This is a genomic window from Lewinellaceae bacterium, from assembly GCA_020636135.1.
Classification (GTDB): domain Bacteria; phylum Bacteroidota; class Bacteroidia; order Chitinophagales; family Saprospiraceae; genus JAGQXC01.
Window position 1 is genome coordinate 3,232,339 of record JACJYK010000001.1, and the last position, 18,932, is coordinate 3,251,270.

The following is an 18,932-nucleotide window of genomic DNA, read 5'->3' on the forward strand; positions in this document are numbered from 1 at the left end:
TTCTATCGATATTGAAAGGTGATTCCGGACCGGATGTTATCAATCGATTGCGCAATACATCCGTAAAGGTAACTGAAGTGCCCGAATACTTTCAATGACCAGCATGGCAAATTGTCTCGCTCCGGCCGGATTAAGATGTGTATCGTCTTGTTTTCCGTCCGGTAATGCCGGATACTTGCCTGGCGGCACCCAGAGGTACAGCGATTTGGAATCCTCCGGCCCCAACCTGGACACCAACTGCTCCGTCATCCACTGCATATCAATAAATGGTACCTCCAGCTCCGTAGCAACCTGCCGGCAAACCAGTGGATAAGTACCGTGCGTGTCAGTCAGGGTACCCTGCTCGTTGAAATGCCTTCGAACAATGGGTGAAAGCAAAACAGGGTTCGCTCCTTTCATCCGTGTATCGTTGACAAATTTGATCAGATTATAACGAAATCCGGTATTGGGATTGGTATATCGTGATGGATCCTCTTCCTTCTCATCGTTGTGTCCAAACTGGATGAATACATAATCACCCGGCCTTAAATTCCGTACGATCTCATCCCAGCGGCCTTCGTCCAGAAAACTTTTGGAGCTTCTGCCATTAACCGCATGGTTCTCAACCCGGACCCGGTTATCGAAAAAGGTTTTGAAGAGCTGCCCCCATCCCCGCTCAGGATTCTCTTCCGGCGTACCCGGCTTATCTGCCATCGTCGAGTCTCCTACCAGGTATACCGTCAATACCGGATCAACCGCAGCAAATCCACCCAGCAGTATCATCCCGGAAAAAAGAAACAGAATCCGCCACAATCGATTTATCATAAACCCAGTTTAATTTCATTAATTGGACTTGCTGTCCCGGATAAAAAATGTATCCTTTAAATCCGGACACGTCCTAAAATTAGTTATTTCGACCAATTGACCCTTCTCGAAAAAACCAGCATAAGTTTGGGAAAATATATTGCATCATGGATAAAAAGATCAGGCTGCACCAATTGAATTTTCCGATAGGAATTACCCAATTACCCTTAACGGAACCCATACCGCACTGGGTTTTCGACAGTCCATTTTTTCAATTGGTGCGCACTCCTGATGAATGTTCAGTTGTTTGTGCGATGGAATATTTCCCTGATAAACTGATTGTTGAGCCACGCTGGAAAGGGTTCTATGTCGAAGGCCCCCTGGATTTTTCCCTGACCGGCATTCTCCATCAAATAACCTCTCCCCTGGCTAAGGCAGCCATTCCCATCTTCGCCATTTCCACTTTCCTCACGGATTATGTACTGGTCCGGGAAATGGATTGGGGCCGGGCTATTGAAGCGCTCGGACAAGCCGGAATGGAGGTTCTGGATTAATGCGTTGATATCGGAACTAATAAATGCACTAGCTTTACATTTGTGGAAGCAATGGAAGACCAGACCCGATTAAAAAAGTCCATGCGGCGGTATTACAGCCAGCTACGTTCCGCTATGCCTCGGGAGGAAAGAAGTGAGGCTGAAACCACCATTTGCCATCAATTGAAGGAAATGCTGCTCACATGGAAAGCACACCGGATACACACGTACCTGCCAATGGGTGAAGAAGTAAATATCTGGCCGGTCATCCGCTGGGCGATAGGGGCAGGCATGGAGCTCACCGTCCCCAAGACCTTGCCCAAAAGAAGATTGGAACACCTACTATTTCTAGATCCTGAGGACCTGACTTACGGAGTATTCGGCACGCGGCATCCAAGACTGGCTGTTCCAAACCCCGGCCCCTATGATGTCATTCTGGTGCCGGGCCTCGCATTTGATTCGCAGGGCAATCGTCTGGGTTATGGTGCCGGTTATTACGATCATTTCCTGACAGAGCAACCAGCTGCCATCAAAGTAGGCATCTGTTTTTCGGAACAAATTGCACAATCCGTCCCTCACGAAGATCACGACATTCCGATGGATGCCGTCATCACCGAGCATGGTTTGGAATCCGGATCACTCCAATAACATTGAACCGGGTGATGACCATGGTGGAAAAAATACTGTGCGCATTTGCAGTCACATACATATGGTGTGCCTACATTTCTACGTTAAAATTTACAAAACATCCACATGCGGTTACTGTCCCCCTTCCTGGTTATTCTGCTATGGCCTGTAATCCTCTCCGCCCGCCAGATCACCATTGGTCAGGCTGGTGATTATGCCCGGTTAAGTGACCTCAATGAACTGATTACCGCCGGAGACACCCTCCTGCTTTTGGATGCATTGTATCAGGATGGTACTCAGTTTCTGGAAAACTGGCATGGCAGCGCACAGGCTCCTGTCGTTATCCAACCTGCTTCGGGCCATACAGTGATTTTCCGCGGCGGCACGGAAGCCCTGCATCTGGTGAGCTGTTCGTATGTGGTGATCGAAGGACTGATCGTGGAACAGCAAACCGGCAATGGGATCAATATTGACGACGGGGGTAACTACGATGTACCAACCCATCACATTACTTTGCGTAACTGCGTATTCCGGGATATGGCCGCAGATGGCAACAACGACCTGCTTAAGTTGTCCGGCCTGGATGACTTCCTGGTGGAACAATGCACCTTCATCAATGGCGGTGACGGCGGCAGCGGCATCGACATGGTTGGTTGCCATCATGGCACGATCCAGGATAACTATTTTGACCGGGCAGGTGTCAGTGGCATCCAGGCGAAAGGTGGCACGCAATACATCCTTATACAACGCAATATCCTGAAGGATATGGGGCAACGCGCCGTGAATCTGGGCGGCAGTACCGGGCTGGAATATTTCCGTCCCCCACTGAGTAACCCAATCCGGGATGCATTCGAAGCCGCAGATCTGGATGTCTATTCCAATGTATTTGTAGGTACCTGGTCACCAATAGCCTATGTTGGCAGCATCCGGGTGAACGTCATCAACAATACCATCTATCATCCGGAAAACTGGGTATTCCGTATCCTGCAGGAGACCACCGAACCAGGCTTCCTTGCCTGTGCAAATAATGTATTCCAAAACAACCTGATAGTTCTGGAACACGACCTTACGGAGGTAAATGTGGGCCCCAATACCGATCCGGAGTCTTTTACCATCAGCCACAATCTATGGTTCAATGAGTCGACGGACAACTGGAGCCCTACCCTTCCGGTCAATGATCCGGCACAGCTTACCGGGGATCCATTACTGTTTGATCCGGAGAACGGCGACTTTCAGCCAGCTCCTGTAAGTCCGGTCATAGGAAAAGGAAAATCCGGGAATGGCCCTGAAACAGATTTTCTGGGCAAGCCATTTCAGGATCCACCCTCAATAGGCGCCATCGAAGGCAGTATGGCAACTACACTCCGACACAATACCCAGCTACAGGAAGCATTGGAGATATCACCGTCAATCGGTCATGATTATGTTAAAATTCGAATCCCGGTTACGGAGGGGATGCTGCAGATCGTATCCGTGGACGGGCGACTATTGGAAATACATACCGTGCGTAGTCAAGACATCCGGGTGGACATAAGCCAATATCCGGCTGGCATTTATTGGGCTACCTGGTTAGCTCCGCATGGAAAGTCCATCACTGGTAAATTTATCAAAGAGTAGCGCGGCGTTGAAGCAATCCCAGAGCGCTAAGTAGTTTGTATACACCCCGAAAATTCTGGAATAGTCTTCTAAAATCCCACTTACGGATAGCATAATCCTTCTTACGGCATAACCATTTTCTGGGAACATGAAATGATTGAATTTTGATCAGGAATCAAAATAAACTAATCTATTTCGATATGCATTCCCAGATCATTTTCAGTTTTATGGCATTTTTATTGGCCGTGACCTCCTTATCGGCAGCTGACTTTCCCATCCCGTTGAAACAGGCATCCGAGCCCATAACCATCGATGGCCGGCTGGATGACCCAGCCTGGAAACATGCATTTGTCATTCAGGATTTCAAGACCATACAACCCGACTTCGGGTTGCTACCATCAGAACAAACGACCGCATACCTCACGTATGACCAGTCCAATATTTATTTTGCGGCCTACTGCTATGATTCACAACCATCCAGGATAAAAGCCAGTTTGTCCGCCCGGGACCAGGTAGATGGAGATGATTGGGTAGCCTTCTGCCTTGATGCCGATAATGATGAGTTAAGTTCTTATTTCTTTTTATCCAATCCGCTGGGTATCCAGGCCGACGGGACGCTGGATGCTTCGGCATCACCCGATGCCCTGCTGGATATGGTCTGGCAGAGCGCCAGTCAGGAGACTCCCGACGGGTACATCGTTGAGATGGCCATTCCCCTGAATAATTTGCGCTTTTCCAACCGGGACACCCTTACCATGGGATTTAAAATTGCCCGGTACATCAGCCGAAAATCAGAAGAGGATGATTTCCCGGAATACCGGCCGGAACGGGGTGCGGCCCTGACTCAGTTCCAGAAAATAACAGTGACCGGAATTAAAAGCAAAAATATCCTGGAAATTTTGCCCGCGGTCACGTTAGGTCGCCATGATCAATTGCAGGCAGGGAAACTAGAATCAGGGGCCTGGAAAGCAGATGTCGGCGTTACCGCCAAAATAGGCATCACGTCCAGCCTGACCCTTGATGCAACCTATAACCCGGATTTTTCACAGGTAGAATCCGACGCCAGTCAAATTGATGTAAACCTGAGATCGGCCTTGTTTTATCCTGAAAAACGTCCCTTCTTTCAGGAAGGCCAGGATCTGTTTGGATTCAGCGCAAGCCTGGATGGCACCTATCTCCAGCAATTAGTTAATACGAGATCCATCGTGGACCCTCAGGTGGGCCTGAAACTCACCGGCCGGATAAATCAAAAAAATGTCCTTGCAGCATTGTATGCCCTTGACCAGTATCCTGGAACCCTGGGCGATAATCCCACGGGCAAAGATGCCCACTTTTCCGTACTGCGTTATGGCCGTCTGCTTAAGTCTGACAGCTATCTAGGTGGTTTTTTTACCGGCTGGAATTACGATGGTCAATCGAACTATGTCGCTGGTGCGGATGGCCGGCTTCGTACCGGAAACAAAAGTCGGATTGAATTCCACGGATTTAGATCTTTCAGCCGGGGTGAAGAACATCAACAAGGCCACGCGATAGGCACTGCCTGGCGTTACGATGCACGTGACTGGAATTTTCATACCGGGATTTTCGATGTGTCTGAAAACTTCAATACACGGTTAGGCTATGTTACCCGGACTGGAATCACAACCATTCCGATGGTGCTGACACGTAACTTCTATTACGAAAACAAACGCTTGCAACGACTATCACCCTATATCTGGTCCCGCAATAGCTTTGACCATGCAGCAAACCTATGGGAAACACTCAACAGCTTTGGCATCGAGATGGGATTACCTCGACAAAGTGAAATTACGGTTTCTGCTTGGCTGGGTAATGAGGTGTTTGCCGGTCAACAATTTAGCAGGAATGCATTGCGATTTGTGGCAGCCAGCCAGCCTTACAACTGGTTAGGAATCGGCATGGAATGGCGTTATGGCCGAGCCATCTATTACAATTATGACGATCCTTTGGGAGGGAATGAACAACTTCTTGGTGCGTCCATCCGTTTACAGCCGTTCGCAAAACTATCATCCCAAGTAAACGTGCGCTTCGGCAATTTTTATCGCAAAGGGTCCCAGGAAGCGCTCTATTCTGTGACTATCTGGCGAAATAGCACGGTTTGGCAATTCAATAAATATTTATTCTTCCGGGCTATTTCAGAATTTAACGTCTATACGCATAAATTCAGAGAAGATTTATTACTTTCTTTCACCTGGATCCCCGGAACGGTCATTTACCTGGGATACGGATCGCAATTTGAAAAACAGGAATGGAATGGAATGGATTATATTCCGGCTGACCAATTCCTCCAAAGTCAGGGTACGTGGTTTTTTAAAGCTTCTTATCGCTGGCAACGAAAATAAGCAACAGTTATCAAGCTGAACACCAGAAAATCTATGAATAAAGACAATGCAAAGCAATTTGATGATTTAACCATGAATTGGATTAAATATAAATGGCTCTGGATTTTCATCTTCCTTACCCTGTTGGGGCTACTTGACATAGGCGTTCTGGTTACGGACGATATGGCTGACGGCAACCAGGTAGAATGGCTTCGCTATTTTATCAATGAAATATCCGCAGTTTGGCTTTTACTACCATTGATAGCTGTTTTATTCTGGTTTTTCAGGCAATATCCCATTACTAAATCTAACTTCAAAAGCCGGTTACTGCTTCACCTGTTCGTTACAGTATTATTTGGAACCACCCATACACTATTAATGTACACGATTCGAACACCATTGTACCATTGGTTTGGAATTGGCGCATACAATTCATTCTATGGAATCCTCGGGTACAGGATTGTGATGGAATACCTGAAGCAATTTATTTTTTATTGGGTGGTTTACGGGTTATTCACATTATTTAAACAGTTCAGAGAACAACAACTACAACAAATCCGGACGGCGCAACTCGAAGAACAACTTACCAGATCGCGATTACAAACGTTGCAGATGCAACTCAATCCGCATTTTTTATTCAACACTCTTAATGCAATATCGGGCATTATGTACGAAGATTTGGATGCAGCAGACCGGATGATGTCCAATCTCAGTGATATGCTGCGCTCCACATTTCAGATCAAAACATCAGAGCATTCTCTGGATGAAGAAATAAATCTGATCAATCATTATTTAAAAATCATGCAAATCCGGTTTAAAGACAAATTGGATATCCGAATCTCAAGCGAAGATCATGCAGGAGACGCCCTGCTACCGGTATTTCTGCTTCAACCACTATTGGAAAATGCTATTAAACATGGTGTTGAAAGTAAAGGGAAAATTCACATTAATTTAACTTCCAAAATCATTCAGGATAAATTAAACATACTGTTAACCGACGATGGCCCGGGCATCCAACGCAACTTTGGCTCCGGTATCGGATTGAAAAACACCATGGAAAGACTGGAAAATCACTACGGAGATCAATTTAAATTTGAGATGAAAAACCGGGATGAAGGCGGGCTATCCATACTTATTGAAATCCCAATACAAAAAGCTGCATGAATCCCTGGTTGAAAATTCTGATTGCTGATGATGAAGCCCCTGCACGACGTAAATTGCAATCACTATTGAAGGATGAGCCATTGGTGGACCAGGTTTATTTTGCGGAGGATGGGGACATAGCTGTGGAAAAAATTATGCAGTTAAGTCCGGACCTGGTATTACTGGATATTCAAATGCCCGGCAAATCCGGATTTGAAGTAATTGCAGAAGTCGGTGTTGAAAATATGCCACCGGTCATTTTTATTACTGCCTACGATCATTACGCGCTTCGGGCCTTTGAAGTTCATGCTGTTGATTATTTATTAAAACCTTTCGACCGTGAGCGATTTCAAACTGCATTTCACCAGGCGGTGAACCAAATACAACTTAAGAAAAATCAAACTGCTCTTTTTCAGCAATTATTGGCAACTTTTAAAAATCCTCAGCAGTATCTGGACCGGATAATGGTACAGGTAGGTACACGCATTATTCCGCTCTCTATCTCGGACATCCTTTATTTTGAGTCCGACGATAAATATGTAGAAATTCACACCGTAGAGCAAAAGTATTTATTGCGCGAATCCCTCTCCCGGCTGGAGTCTCAACTGGATCCAAAATTATTTGCCCGCGTTCACCGGTCCCATATCGTACAGATCAAAGCCATCCGCCAGCTGACGCCCCGTTCACATGGCGATTACTGGATAGAACTGATTAATGGTAAAAAGCTGATATTAAGCCGCCGGTACCGGGATCAGCTATTTCAATAACATTAGCTTTTGCGCTCATTATGCAGGAGCATATCCACAGCGTGCTCAAACGATCCGGCCCTGACCATCTCTCCCGCATTGACAAAAAAGATCTCATCGGCATTCTGAATGGTGTTCAGCCGGTGGGCAATGATCACCCGGGTGGTATAGTCCGGAAGGTGATTGAGGATATCTTCCAGGACCTGCTCGGTAATGGTATCGATATTGGCCGTCGCTTCGTCCAGGATCAGGATCTCAGGCTTACGTAGAACGGCGCGCATAAATGCAATGAGCTGGCGTTGACCCAAGCTGATGCTTTCACCTCCTGAGCCAATCTCCGTATCCAGACCTTTATCAAAGGTGCTAAGGATGCGCTGGAGGCCGGCTTCACGGATTGTCTCCTCCAATTGGTTACCCTGCGTTTCAAACTGGCTGTTGCCATAGATGATGTTTTCCCGGACCGTACCTGAAAATAGAATTGGCTCCTGCAGGATAAAGCCTATTTTCCGGGCTCTTTCTTCCGGTGAAAAACTGCGGATGTCTTTTCCATCCAGGAGTACTTCTCCCTTCGTGGGGTCATATAGCCTTGCTATCAGGGATGCCGTAGTCGTTTTACCACCGCCGGTCGGGCCTACCAGAGCATAGGTTTTGCCCCGGTGTAATTTGAAGTTGATGTTGTGCAATATTTCGGTGTGTGGATCATAGCCAAAGGAAACTCCTTTAAACTCAATGACCGTTGTGGTGTCCTTCATGTTGTCAGGTGCAGCCACCACCTGCATATTATTTTCCATATTTAGCATGAAGGATATGCGGTCCCAGCTCGCCATAGCCGCCTGAAAATTCGCCCACAAAGCAGCCAGCTGGCGTAATGGATTGTAAAAATTGACCGCATAGGCCAGGTAACTAACCAGCAAACCTATCGTAAATGCCTGGATGCTGATCAAATGAATACCGACTACCAGAACGATAAGCTGTGCCAATGCAGCAAACAATCCGTAAACCGGAATAAAAATATTATTGGCGATGCCTGCTTTTAATGCGGCGGAATAATTCTGGGTATTTGCTTCCTCAAAACGTTCCCGGAAATAATCCCTGCGGTTGAATGCAACAATAACCTTGAAATTCTGCAGACTTTCCTGGATCTCTGCGCTTAAGCCCCCCGTACGCTGCATACTGATGGCATTTTTACTCTTCACCCAGGACGAGCTGAATTTTGTGAATAAAAAAATCAGTACTGCTGGTAATAACGTCGCAATTCCCAACTCAACATTAATCGCCAGTAAAAAAATACCGGCACCGGTCATCGTCACAATGGTGCCAATAAACTGCATCAGGGACTGGGAAAAAAATTGATTGATTTTGTCTGAGTCATTGTTGACTCGGGAAATAAGATCTCCTGCTTTGTTTACTCCAAAAAAGGCAACCGGTAATTCCTGTAGTTTATTAAAGATCGTATTCCGCAACTTAAACAGCATGCGCTGACCGACGCCTCCCATCATGACCGTTTGTAAATAATTAGCCACGAAAGCGATGAGATACATGACGAGCAAGATCCCACCCCAACGCAATACTCCCTGGAAGTCCTTATTCACCACATAGGTATCAATGACATGACCGATAATGAATGGCGCCAGCAGATTTAATCCGGAATTGGTCACAATGGCTATCAAAGCGAGCAACATGGTCTTACGTTCCTCACGGATCAACCGAAGCAATTTCTGCAGTGCCCGCAGACTGGAAGTTTTCTGCTGTTGCTTCGCAACCTCATTGAGATTGTAACTCATAATTGCTGGTGCTTTGTTGAGAATTGTATATCTGAACGTACTCCAGGCTTTGTTTGAGCAAATCCTGGTGAACGCCACGGGCTACTATTTCACCTTCCATCAGTACGATGATCTGATCAAAAAGCTCTGCTGTGGCTATCTTTTGTGTCACGGAGATCAGGGTTATTCCAGGGTAATTTTGACGTAAATTATTCAGGATACGCGCCTCGGTACTGGTATCTACACGGGCAGTAAAATCATCCAGCAGCAATATCCGGGGATTAATGGCGAGTGCCCGGGCCAGCATCAATCGTTGCTTCTGTCCACCGGACAAGGATGTGCCCCGTTCGGAAACGATGGTATCCAATTTATCCGGAAGGGTATTGATAAAGTCTTTCAATTCAGCGGTGGCAATGGCCTTCTCCAGCATTTCATCGTTCACCTCATTGCTGAATGCTATGTTTTCCCGGATGCTCATGTTAAACAGGATGCTATCCTGAAAAACGAAGCCCACCTGACGATAAAAATGCTCTTTCACATAGGATTCCAAATCGTGCCCGTCAAATAAGATCTTACCTGAAGTGGGAGGCAACAAACCAGTTAATAAATAAAGCAGCTGGGTCTTGCCAGCGGCTGTCGGACCGATGACTGCCAGGGAGGTTCCGGGCTCCACCTTGAAGGAGATATTATCCAACGCCATCTTATCTCCGTATTTAAGCGATACCTGCTCCAGTTCAATCCTTCCCTGTAATGGTTCGGTAACTGTTGCCCTGTCTTCCGGTTCCCGGGCATGCAATACGCCGTCGATACGCTGATAACTGGCCGTGGCCTGGGCAATGACATTACTCATGAAACCGATCACTAGAATAGGGAAGATCAGCATGGACAAATAACTGTTGAAAGCTGCAAAGTCACCAATGGTCATGCTTCCCTGGATGACGAAATGGCCTCCAAGAACCAGTATTGATAAGGTAGCAAGATTCGCGGTAAGCACAATTATAGGAATCAGCGTGGCGAATAATTTCAGAATGGTCATTCCATAGTCTTTGGCTTTGGTATTGGCATCCAAAAATTTCACGTACTCCGGTTGCTGGGAGTTGATCACCCGGATAAGTGCAGCTCCCAGAATGCTTTCATTGATGATCTTATTCAACCGGTCAACAACCGCACGACTCTGAATAAAAATCGCCCTTACTTTCTTTAATACCACAGCAAATGCCACTCCGATGATCGGAATGATGGCTACAATAGCGAAGGCCAGCTTCCAATCGATTGAAAATAAAAGAATACTGGCACCGATTATGATGATCAGGGACGAGACGATGGAGACGATGGCCTGCGAAACAAACGATTTTATAGAGTCCACATCCGCGGTCAGGTTTGTCAGTAATTTTGCCGGATTGGATTTCTCAATGAATGCACTGCTTTGCCGGGAAATTTTCTTGGATAGTGAAGTGCGAAGGTCACGGGCCACTTTTTCCGAGGCATATACCTGCACAATTCCCTGCAACCAGGTAAAAACAAAGACAGACACAGCCGCAACCAGGTAACTGGTCAATATGGACTTTAACTGATAGTTATCCGGATAAGAATCGATGGCCGAAGCGATGATCTTTGGTAAGATCAGGTTGATGCTGTTCCCCAAAAGGGCTAAAGCGAGCAACATTACGATGAGCTTGCGATAAGGCTTCAAGAGCCCAAAAATTCCGGCATTTCTGGATGGTTTGCCGGTGCGAGCACTGGTGTTCGACATGGTGCTAAGATTGATTGCCCGAGGAAAAGGCTGCAAATTAACACCCAGCAGGTTGCCAAGCAAACGGCAATTGCCTGTTTAGAGGTTGTTATCCATTTTTTCAATTGAATTCTGACAGTCCAGACCTCTTAAAAACAAAACAGTCACCCTGCTATAGGATGACTGCCTTGTTATATTATTCATTTGGTCGGCTCGACCAGCCTTTATCAATTCACTTTCACCATGCGCTTATTCAATACGCCCATCTCCGTTTCTACTGACGCTCCCGTCGGTCGGTCAGCACCGGTTAATCCACTTTTACCATGCGTCTGTTTAAGACCCCTTTCTCCGTTTCCAGTTGATAGAACAACACGCCCTTCACTTCCGGGATGCTGCCAGATTCCAACGTAAACTGATGGTTACCTGCAGAGTAACTGCCGGTCACCCGGTAGAGCTCCTTACCCGTCACATCCATCACCCGCAGGGTGGCTGTCATGCTTTCCGGCAACCAGAAGCCAATCTTCGTCTCCCCGCTGAATGGGTTCGGCGTGTTCTGATAGAGTTCTGGGGTCCTTATCCCTTCTCCCTTTACCTTTTGTCCCGATGATGCTACTCCGGATCCCGACTCTGTCAACGGACTACTGTCCTGACAGGCATTGCCACTGTTGTCCTGCAGCAACAACGTCGTCGTGCAGAAGTCCTTGTTACCCGCTTCATCGATCACCCAAATCTCAACTTCGATCTCCTGGGAACGTCCATCCGGAATGTCCGCACAGGTGAATGTTATGCTTGGTGTTTCGCCGTCTTCCGTGAAGCTCAGGATCAGGTTATCGGCTGTTGTACAGTTATCGTAGCTGCCCGCATCAAAGTCCGTAGCCCAGATCTCCACTTCGCCCGATGGACTCATCACCACCGTGGCGATGCCATGGTAACAATAAGGCGTTGGGTTCTTGCAATCTCTTATCGTAAAGGTTGTGTAGCAACTGTCCTCGTTCCCACAACGGTCCTTGCCTACCAGCCAGACACCATAGGTGCCGACGGCCAGTTCTGCTGTTAATTCATGGCCTTGTCCGTAAGCTATTGGCGTGGTTTCACCGGCCAATACCGTGTATCGGTACTGGATCTCATCTGCTGCTGCACAGTTGTCTGTGCCTGAAGCCAGCAACTCGTACCGTACCGTCGCTGCATCGCAGTTGTTATCCAGGATGCAGGTCTCTTCCAGCTCATTGCAGACAATCACTGGTGCTTCATCGTCCACCAGTAAGGTACGCCATCGCAATACACCGTCACATCTTCAGGAGCTACCACAACCGGTGGCGTCTTGTCGTCTTTACGCACTTCGATCATGCAGTCGCTGTAGCGAACCGGAGTATAATAAGGTGTGGTCAGATTAAGGCGTTTCGTGATTTCTGCCTCGTTCCGCAAGTTTACAAATTGACAAATTCAACATCGGATGTGCGTCTCCCATCCTGAAATGCACACACTTCAGTTGAAGAAACGTATCCGTAATGTTTTTTTGAGTAATAAATGGAATCGGTAGAAGCGAGCAGGCTGTATATACACTTGATTTCCCGCACAAGGCACTGGAAAAACATTTCCATTGGGCGAATGCTTTGGTTTTCAAGTGTTAAGGTTATGTCAGTCCGTCAAAGGCTGCAATTTAACTCAATAATCTTTATTTGACATAGCGCCGGACAAAATATATTAAAAATTAATATATAAAATCTTCCGTTTAAGGTCTTTCACCGGATCCGGGCTGTCAAATGCAGCGGAGGGTTATTGCCCAGGAAAGAATGGCTGATATCGATCGCTGCTTCATCCCCGTTCAGGGTGATGGTGATAAATGCCGTATGCGGGCTTTCGATGTACCTAAGTAAAATTTTCAGAGTGTGATCATCCTCCCAGGAGTAACTTCCGGCCGTCTGAAATGGTGGAAGGCCCTCGAGATTATTTGTTGCCCGGGCCACCAGGTAAGGTCCTTTCCTAAGGGTATTATCCAGGATCCAGGCACCGTGCCCCATGCGGATCCTGTAAGACTGCCCTGCTTCCTGGAATTGAACAAAGGAATGATCCTTCGTGAAGTTAAAACGCATCGATTCAAAGCTTTCCGGATTGTCTGCGATAACCAAGGTCTTTCCGGTAAGACTTTGCTCCATTTCCGGATTGTTTATGCCGGTTCCCGGCACATAACGCAATTGTGCCAGCCGGTCTGCCAGCTCATCCGAGGTGGAGGATTCAGGCAGCATTTCCTGATCCGAAATCGCCGGGTAGAGGTATTTCCAGATCAGGTTGAATTCTTTTTGCATATCACTGACTTCGGCTGTGGTGATGATCACGGCGTCTTTTTCAGGCAGAACAATGATGTATTGGCCCATGGCTCCATCACCCCGGTAACTGTTGTGCCGGCCCCGCCACATCTGGAAACAATAGCCTTGCAGCCAGTCGCTGGAGTCTTTTTGTGCCTGGGTGGCATCGGGGTTTTGCCAGATTTTACGGCTGCTGGCTTCTTCTACCCATCCGATGGGTAATATTTGTTTACCATCCCATTTTCCATGCTGCAAAAAGAGCTGGCCAAACTTAGCCATGTCTTCGGTTCGCTGCCGAAGGCCCCACCCACCGGTATTAATGCCTCCCGGGCTGGTCTCCCAGTCCAGGCCGTGGATGCCCAGCGGGTCAAAAAGCCGGGGCTGCAGGTAATCAAGGGCCGTCTGACCGGTAACCTTGGTTACGATCGCCGAAAGGATGAAGGTGCCGGCAGAGTTGTATAAAAAATGTGTGCCCGGTTCAAAAGCGACCGGCGATGTGAAGAAGGATTTCACCCAATCATCCGTCAGTACGGCCTGGATCGGTTCTTTGTCGTACCCGCCGCTCATGCTAAGCAGGTCTCTGACTTTCATGGCGGCCAGATTCGGTGAAATGGTATCCGGAAGCTTATCCGGAAAGAACGAAATCACCGGGTCATCCAGGGTCAGCCGGCCTTCTGCCACTGCAAATCCAATGGCCGTTGCCGTATAACTCTTACTCACTGAGTACATGGTATGCTTCAGGTCCGAACGGTAAGGAGACCACCAGCCTTCTGCAACCACCTTGCCATGCCTCAGCAGCATCAAACTGTGAAACTGAATGCCTGAGGATGAGACAGCCTCAGCGGCATCCAGAAAACGAATGATCCCTTCCGAATGAACTCCTTCCTTCTCCGGCGTGCTGCGGGGTAACCGGATATCCTGAGCTAATAAACATGGGGCGAGGAAAAGGAGCAAAATTAATTTTCTCATACCGGAATGATTTGTAACAAGGTAAGGAAGTTAATTGGGAAATAGAGGGGTGTGGTTGTGCGCAGCAAGGAATTGTAATTTAACCACGAAGGCACGAAGGTCACGTAGAGCACTAAGAGGCTTTTCAAGTTGATCCCAGGTGGGAATCAAGTTGTACTATATAAGTATCCAACCAAAACCAGGAAATTGAACTCTTCTACACGATCGGTTCGCTGGAGCCGAAGACGGGCGGAGCAGTCAACTGGTGTACTAAGGGCACTAAGGACATTAATGGCTTGAAAGTGTATCAGTAGTAATGTGTTTTTTGTACGAATGGCGTAAAGCGTATGGCATTTTAACCACTAAGGCACGAAGGTCACGTAGAGCACTAAGAGGCTTTTTGGAGTTGATCTCGGGTATCAATCAGATTGTATTATGAACTCTTCCACACGATCGGTTCGCTGGAGCCGAAGACTGGCGGTGCAGTCAACTGGCTTGCTAAGGGCACAAAGGACATAAAGGGCTCGAAGTGTACCAGTAGTAATGTGTTTTTGTACGAATGGCGAAAAGCGTATGGCGTGAAGCGTATTGTATTTTAACCACTAAGGCACGAAGGTCACGTAGAGCACTAAGAGGAATAGTCCTAACAACGAACAGCAAACAGCTATTTTACCACAAAGGCACATAGGTCACTTAGAAACATTAAGAAGCGGGTTCTAATATACTTTGTTATTGTGGACAGGGTTTTACCTCCCTTCCAATAATTCGAGTAATCTGTGTAATTCGTGGCAGCTAAATGTGTTCATGTATTTCCGTGTTTTCGCCGTCAGCAAACAACGAACAGCAAACAACGAACAGCTATATTATCACTAAGGGCACAAAGGACATAAAGGGCTTGAAGTGGACCAGAAGTAATGTGTTTTTGTACGAATGGCATAAAGCGTATGGCATTTTAACCACTAAGGCACGAAGGTCACGTAGAGCACTAAGCTGTTTTCGCTCCTTGCTCCATGCTCCATGCTCCTTGCTCCATGCTCCATGCTCCTTGCTCCATGCTCCATGCTCCTTGCTCCATGCTCCATGCTCCTTGCTCCATGCTCCATGCTCCTTGCTCCATGCTCCATGCTCCTTGCTCCATGCTCCTTGCTCCATGCTCCATGCTCCTTGCTCTCTGAAACTTCTTCTACTTCTCCTTATACTTCACCACAATCCCGGGATTCAGCATATACCGGCCGAACTCACTTCCGTAAATAGCCAGGCCTGCATTACCAGGCGCTTCAAGCCGCACATCCAGGTAACCGGATTTCATAGCACGGCGTAAGGTGGATTTGCTTACTGGAACACGCAAATAATAGCCATAGGAACCAGCTTCCCGCAATTTTAGATCGCGGAGTTGATGGTGCCAGGAGAGTACCCCGCGATGGTCGGCTGGATCATCGGGTAATTTCATGCTGCCGGCAGCAACACCGTTAATCTTTACCCGCACCTCGCCGGGATACATGGTTTCATCCGTCATCGGATAAGCATTCGCATTTTTACTGTTCTCCACGCGTGCGCCCAGCATGTAGTCCATATCCTTGACCAACGCTTCGTCGCGGTCCTTGGCAAATAATTCCTTAGCACCTACTTCTGCCTGAAAATAAATATCCACCGAACCACCTAATAATAAATCCTTTGGGACCGGAATCCGGTATTCGAAATAGCCACGACCGGCGCCATTTTCTTTCTTACCGTCGAGCACCTCCCATTGCTTTACGGACCAGTCAGCTGCCGAGAAGTCTTTCACCGGGATGTCTACGATACGGGCGGCCTTCTCCTTGCCAAATACGATGAAGTTCAAGAAATTATGATGCAATGAAGCATCATCCCCGGCCTTCAGTTCCCAGGACAGCGTATAGACACCGGGGTATTCGGGCATGGTCACTTTCAGAGGGCCTACCGATTGCTGCATCCACGGCTTGGAAGGTAGTGGCAACGTACCCCTCGAACCAATGACCTGGTCTCCGGTCGTACTGGTTCCGGTGATTTTCCATTCCAGAATCAACCCTTCGGGCACATCTCCGGTCATAAAACTGGCAAATAACGGGACTTCAACAGAACTCCCGGTCATAGCTTCGCGGCAGATGTCAACACCGGTACTGATGTAATACGGGTCGTGCCAGTCCTTTAATGTCATACCGGGGACCATTTCTTCAATGCCGGTAAACTTCTGCGTGCGGTCAAAACGCCAGTAGCCGTTCCACTCGTTGATCACGTCGTGATGCTCCGTGTACAACCAACCCGAATTTTTCGGGAACATCCGGAAGGCGTTCATCATTTTATGGTAATCCCAGCTCCAGTCCACATCACCGGTGCTGCCTTCATAGCCCCAAACATTACCGCATTCCGAGTTGAACAAGGGCTGGGCACCCTGGGTGAAACCATCTTCAAAGAAATAGCCACTCCCCGGATAGGTACTATCCGAAATTTCCTTCAGGGTAGCCTCCCACTGCCATCCCGGCAGATACATGTGCCATGAATTCATATCCGTCTCCGTGTGTCCACGCCCGCAACAGATGGAATTGTCTTCCACCAGCCTGGTCTGATCCAAAGACTTCGCCAGGTAGTACATCGAGGCAACCCAGTCCTGGGTTTCCTTCAGATAACGACGAACTTTTTTACCGTTTTCTTCCACCTCGCTGAAAAGCCCCCAGGTCTCATTGAACACGATCCAGGAAAATATGGCCGGATGATTAAAATCCCGCTTGATCATTTCATGCAGGGTATGGGTGGATTCCGCTTTGGCTTCAGGGGTCGGTTCTCCCCAGAAATTGGGCAGGTCCGACATCACCAGCAATCCCAGTTTATCCGCCCAATACAATTTGCGGGGAATGTCCACTTTAATATGCGTGCGGATCCCGTTAAGCCCAATTGATTTGGATCGTTCGATCTCTTCCCGCATGAACTGATCAGAAGGAAAGGTGTAAAAACCTTCTGGATGATAGGACTGATCCAGGGTAAGCTGAAGATAGACGGGCTGATTATTCAGGGCCACATAGCGGTAATTGGTGCCAGGCATGTTCATGACTGAGATCTTGCGCATACCAAAATAGCTGGTAACCACATCCTCATCCAGGGTTAGTGTAACATCGTACAAATTGGGATGATCAAGGTCCCAACGCTTGGCGCCGGGCATGTCTATCGTAGTGATCAGTTTATTCTTTCCTTCCGGCCAGTCCACCGTTTTATCAAAATTCTGGCCCATACCGGAAACATTTATTTTCAGCGACAGGGTATGATCCGGTGGGACGGTCGTAAATGCAACCACCTGTACATTCTGGCGATCGATATCCGGGTGAAACTGGACTGCTTCCAGGTACGTTTGTCCCCGGGCTTCCAGATAAACCGTTTGCCATAACCCACGCGCATTTCCATAGCCTTGTTTACCATAAAGGGCAAAATCCCGCCGTACATCATCAACGCGGATAACCAATTTTTGGGTTTCGCCGTAGTGCAGGTAAGGAGTAAGTTCAAATTCAAATGGCGTATAACCTCCCTGGTGTGTGCCCAGCAGGTTCCCGTCGAGCCAGACGGTAGTCTCCCAGTCACTGGCGCCGATGACCAGGAAGGTCCTCTTGTTTTTCCACACCGGATCTACCTGAATGGTCCGCTGATACCAGGCGATATCGGCTGAGTCCGGAACCCCGGATAGTGCCGAGCCCCAGGGGAAAGGCACATTGATTGGGAGTACAGGCCCTTGCAAACCCTGATCCCACTGCTTAAAAATACCGGTGTTACCGGGGTCGAAGGCAAAGTCCCAGGTCCCGTTCAAATTAACCCATGATGCCCTTTCCCAATCGGGACGAGGATGTTCCGGCAATGGAATTTCCTGTCCCGAAGCAGCTGTATTTAATCCAAGCACACATCCACTTACCAAGGTCAGGATACGCAACCATTGTCCAATGTTCCGATTAGACATCATATATTTTGTTTGTTTTTAATTTCGCTGTCTGTTCGATTTCTCCGGTCAAAAAACTCCTCGATGAAATGCATCAGGATATTGATCATTACTATGATCAGGGCACTAAGCAATGAAGGCCACACCCAACCGAAACCGACCATACAACCGATGGATGCGGTAACCCACACCGTAGCCGCGGTATTCAGTCCATGGACAGATCCTCCCGCCCGAAGGATAACTCCGGCGCCAAGGAATCCCACCCCAACCACGACCTGCCCCAGCACGCGGGTGACATCATCATGCCCTTCCCGGATCAGGGCATTGCCCAGCATCACGTAAATGGCCGAACCGACCGCCACGAGGGTATTGGTCTTCAAACCGGCCGCCTTATTGCGCCACTCGCGTTCCAGGCCGATGACGACGCCACAGCCGATGGCGAGCAACAATCGATGCAAATATGTTGTTAACTCCATAGC

The 18,932-nt window shown here is 47.9% G+C and carries 15 protein-coding genes; 6 read left to right on the plus strand and 9 right to left on the minus strand.

Annotated elements, in window-relative coordinates:
- Nucleotides 1-39: 39 nt before the first annotated feature.
- Nucleotides 40-804, minus strand: a complete 765-nt coding sequence (locus H6570_12420; GenBank protein ID MCB9320084.1) for a rhamnogalacturonan acetylesterase — start codon at nucleotides 802-804, stop codon at nucleotides 40-42.
- A 146-nt stretch (nucleotides 805-950) separates the two neighbouring features.
- On the opposite strand from H6570_12420, the gene H6570_12425 reads away from it, so the two are divergent.
- From H6570_12425 to H6570_12450, 6 genes are all read left to right on the plus strand, one after another.
- Nucleotides 951-1,337 (plus strand): ACT domain-containing protein, encoded by a 387-nt coding sequence (locus H6570_12425; GenBank protein ID MCB9320085.1) that lies wholly within the window; start codon nucleotides 951-953, stop codon nucleotides 1,335-1,337.
- 51 nt (nucleotides 1,338-1,388) lie between these two features.
- Nucleotides 1,389-1,964 carry a 5-formyltetrahydrofolate cyclo-ligase gene (locus H6570_12430; GenBank protein MCB9320086.1) on the plus strand — a complete coding sequence of 192 codons (576 nt, stop codon included), beginning with the start codon at nucleotides 1,389-1,391 and terminating at the stop codon, nucleotides 1,962-1,964.
- Between the two features lie 105 nt (nucleotides 1,965-2,069).
- Entirely contained in the window at nucleotides 2,070-3,560 is a 1,491-nt protein-coding gene (locus H6570_12435) for a right-handed parallel beta-helix repeat-containing protein (protein ID MCB9320087.1), read from the plus strand.
- A gap of 179 nt (nucleotides 3,561-3,739) precedes the next feature.
- Nucleotides 3,740-5,899, plus strand: a complete 2,160-nt coding sequence (locus H6570_12440; protein ID MCB9320088.1) for a carbohydrate binding family 9 domain-containing protein — start codon at nucleotides 3,740-3,742, stop codon at nucleotides 5,897-5,899.
- A 72-nt stretch (nucleotides 5,900-5,971) separates the two neighbouring features.
- Entirely contained in the window at nucleotides 5,972-7,042 is a 1,071-nt protein-coding gene (locus H6570_12445; GenBank protein ID MCB9320089.1) for a histidine kinase, read from the plus strand.
- Complete coding sequence (locus H6570_12450) at nucleotides 7,039-7,788, plus strand: response regulator transcription factor (GenBank protein ID MCB9320090.1); 750 nt, start codon at nucleotides 7,039-7,041, stop codon at nucleotides 7,786-7,788. The genes H6570_12445 and H6570_12450 overlap by 4 nt, the downstream gene beginning before the upstream one ends.
- A gap of 2 nt (nucleotides 7,789-7,790) precedes the next feature.
- Here H6570_12450 and H6570_12455 read toward each other — a convergent pair whose 3' ends face one another.
- The 8 genes from H6570_12455 to H6570_12490 form a co-directional block, all read right to left on the minus strand.
- Nucleotides 7,791-9,551, minus strand: a complete 1,761-nt coding sequence (locus H6570_12455; GenBank protein ID MCB9320091.1) for an ABC transporter ATP-binding protein — start codon at nucleotides 9,549-9,551, stop codon at nucleotides 7,791-7,793.
- Nucleotides 9,532-11,283, minus strand: a complete 1,752-nt coding sequence (locus H6570_12460) for an ABC transporter ATP-binding protein (GenBank protein MCB9320092.1) — start codon at nucleotides 11,281-11,283, stop codon at nucleotides 9,532-9,534. The genes H6570_12455 and H6570_12460 overlap by 20 nt, the downstream gene beginning before the upstream one ends.
- A gap of 286 nt (nucleotides 11,284-11,569) precedes the next feature.
- A complete protein-coding gene (locus tag H6570_12465) occupies nucleotides 11,570-12,541 on the minus strand; it encodes a T9SS type A sorting domain-containing protein (protein MCB9320093.1) in 972 nt (323 codons plus the stop codon).
- Nucleotides 12,499-12,687: a hypothetical protein gene (locus tag H6570_12470; GenBank protein MCB9320094.1), complete on the minus strand. Its 189-nt coding sequence runs from the start codon at nucleotides 12,685-12,687 to the stop codon at nucleotides 12,499-12,501. The genes H6570_12465 and H6570_12470 overlap by 43 nt, the downstream gene beginning before the upstream one ends.
- Nucleotides 12,688-13,004: 317 nt before the next feature.
- On the minus strand, nucleotides 13,005-14,537 hold the full coding sequence (locus H6570_12475; GenBank protein MCB9320095.1) for a serine hydrolase: 1,533 nt from the start codon (nucleotides 14,535-14,537) through the stop codon (nucleotides 13,005-13,007).
- A gap of 964 nt (nucleotides 14,538-15,501) precedes the next feature.
- A complete protein-coding gene (locus H6570_12480) occupies nucleotides 15,502-15,654 on the minus strand; it encodes a hypothetical protein (protein ID MCB9320096.1) in 153 nt (50 codons plus the stop codon).
- A gap of 45 nt (nucleotides 15,655-15,699) precedes the next feature.
- On the minus strand, nucleotides 15,700-18,474 hold the full coding sequence (locus H6570_12485; protein MCB9320097.1) for a glycoside hydrolase family 2: 2,775 nt from the start codon (nucleotides 18,472-18,474) through the stop codon (nucleotides 15,700-15,702).
- Nucleotides 18,474-18,929, minus strand: a complete 456-nt coding sequence (locus H6570_12490) for an MgtC/SapB family protein (GenBank protein ID MCB9320098.1) — start codon at nucleotides 18,927-18,929, stop codon at nucleotides 18,474-18,476. The genes H6570_12485 and H6570_12490 overlap by 1 nt, the downstream gene beginning before the upstream one ends.
- Nucleotides 18,930-18,932: the final 3 nt, after the last annotated feature.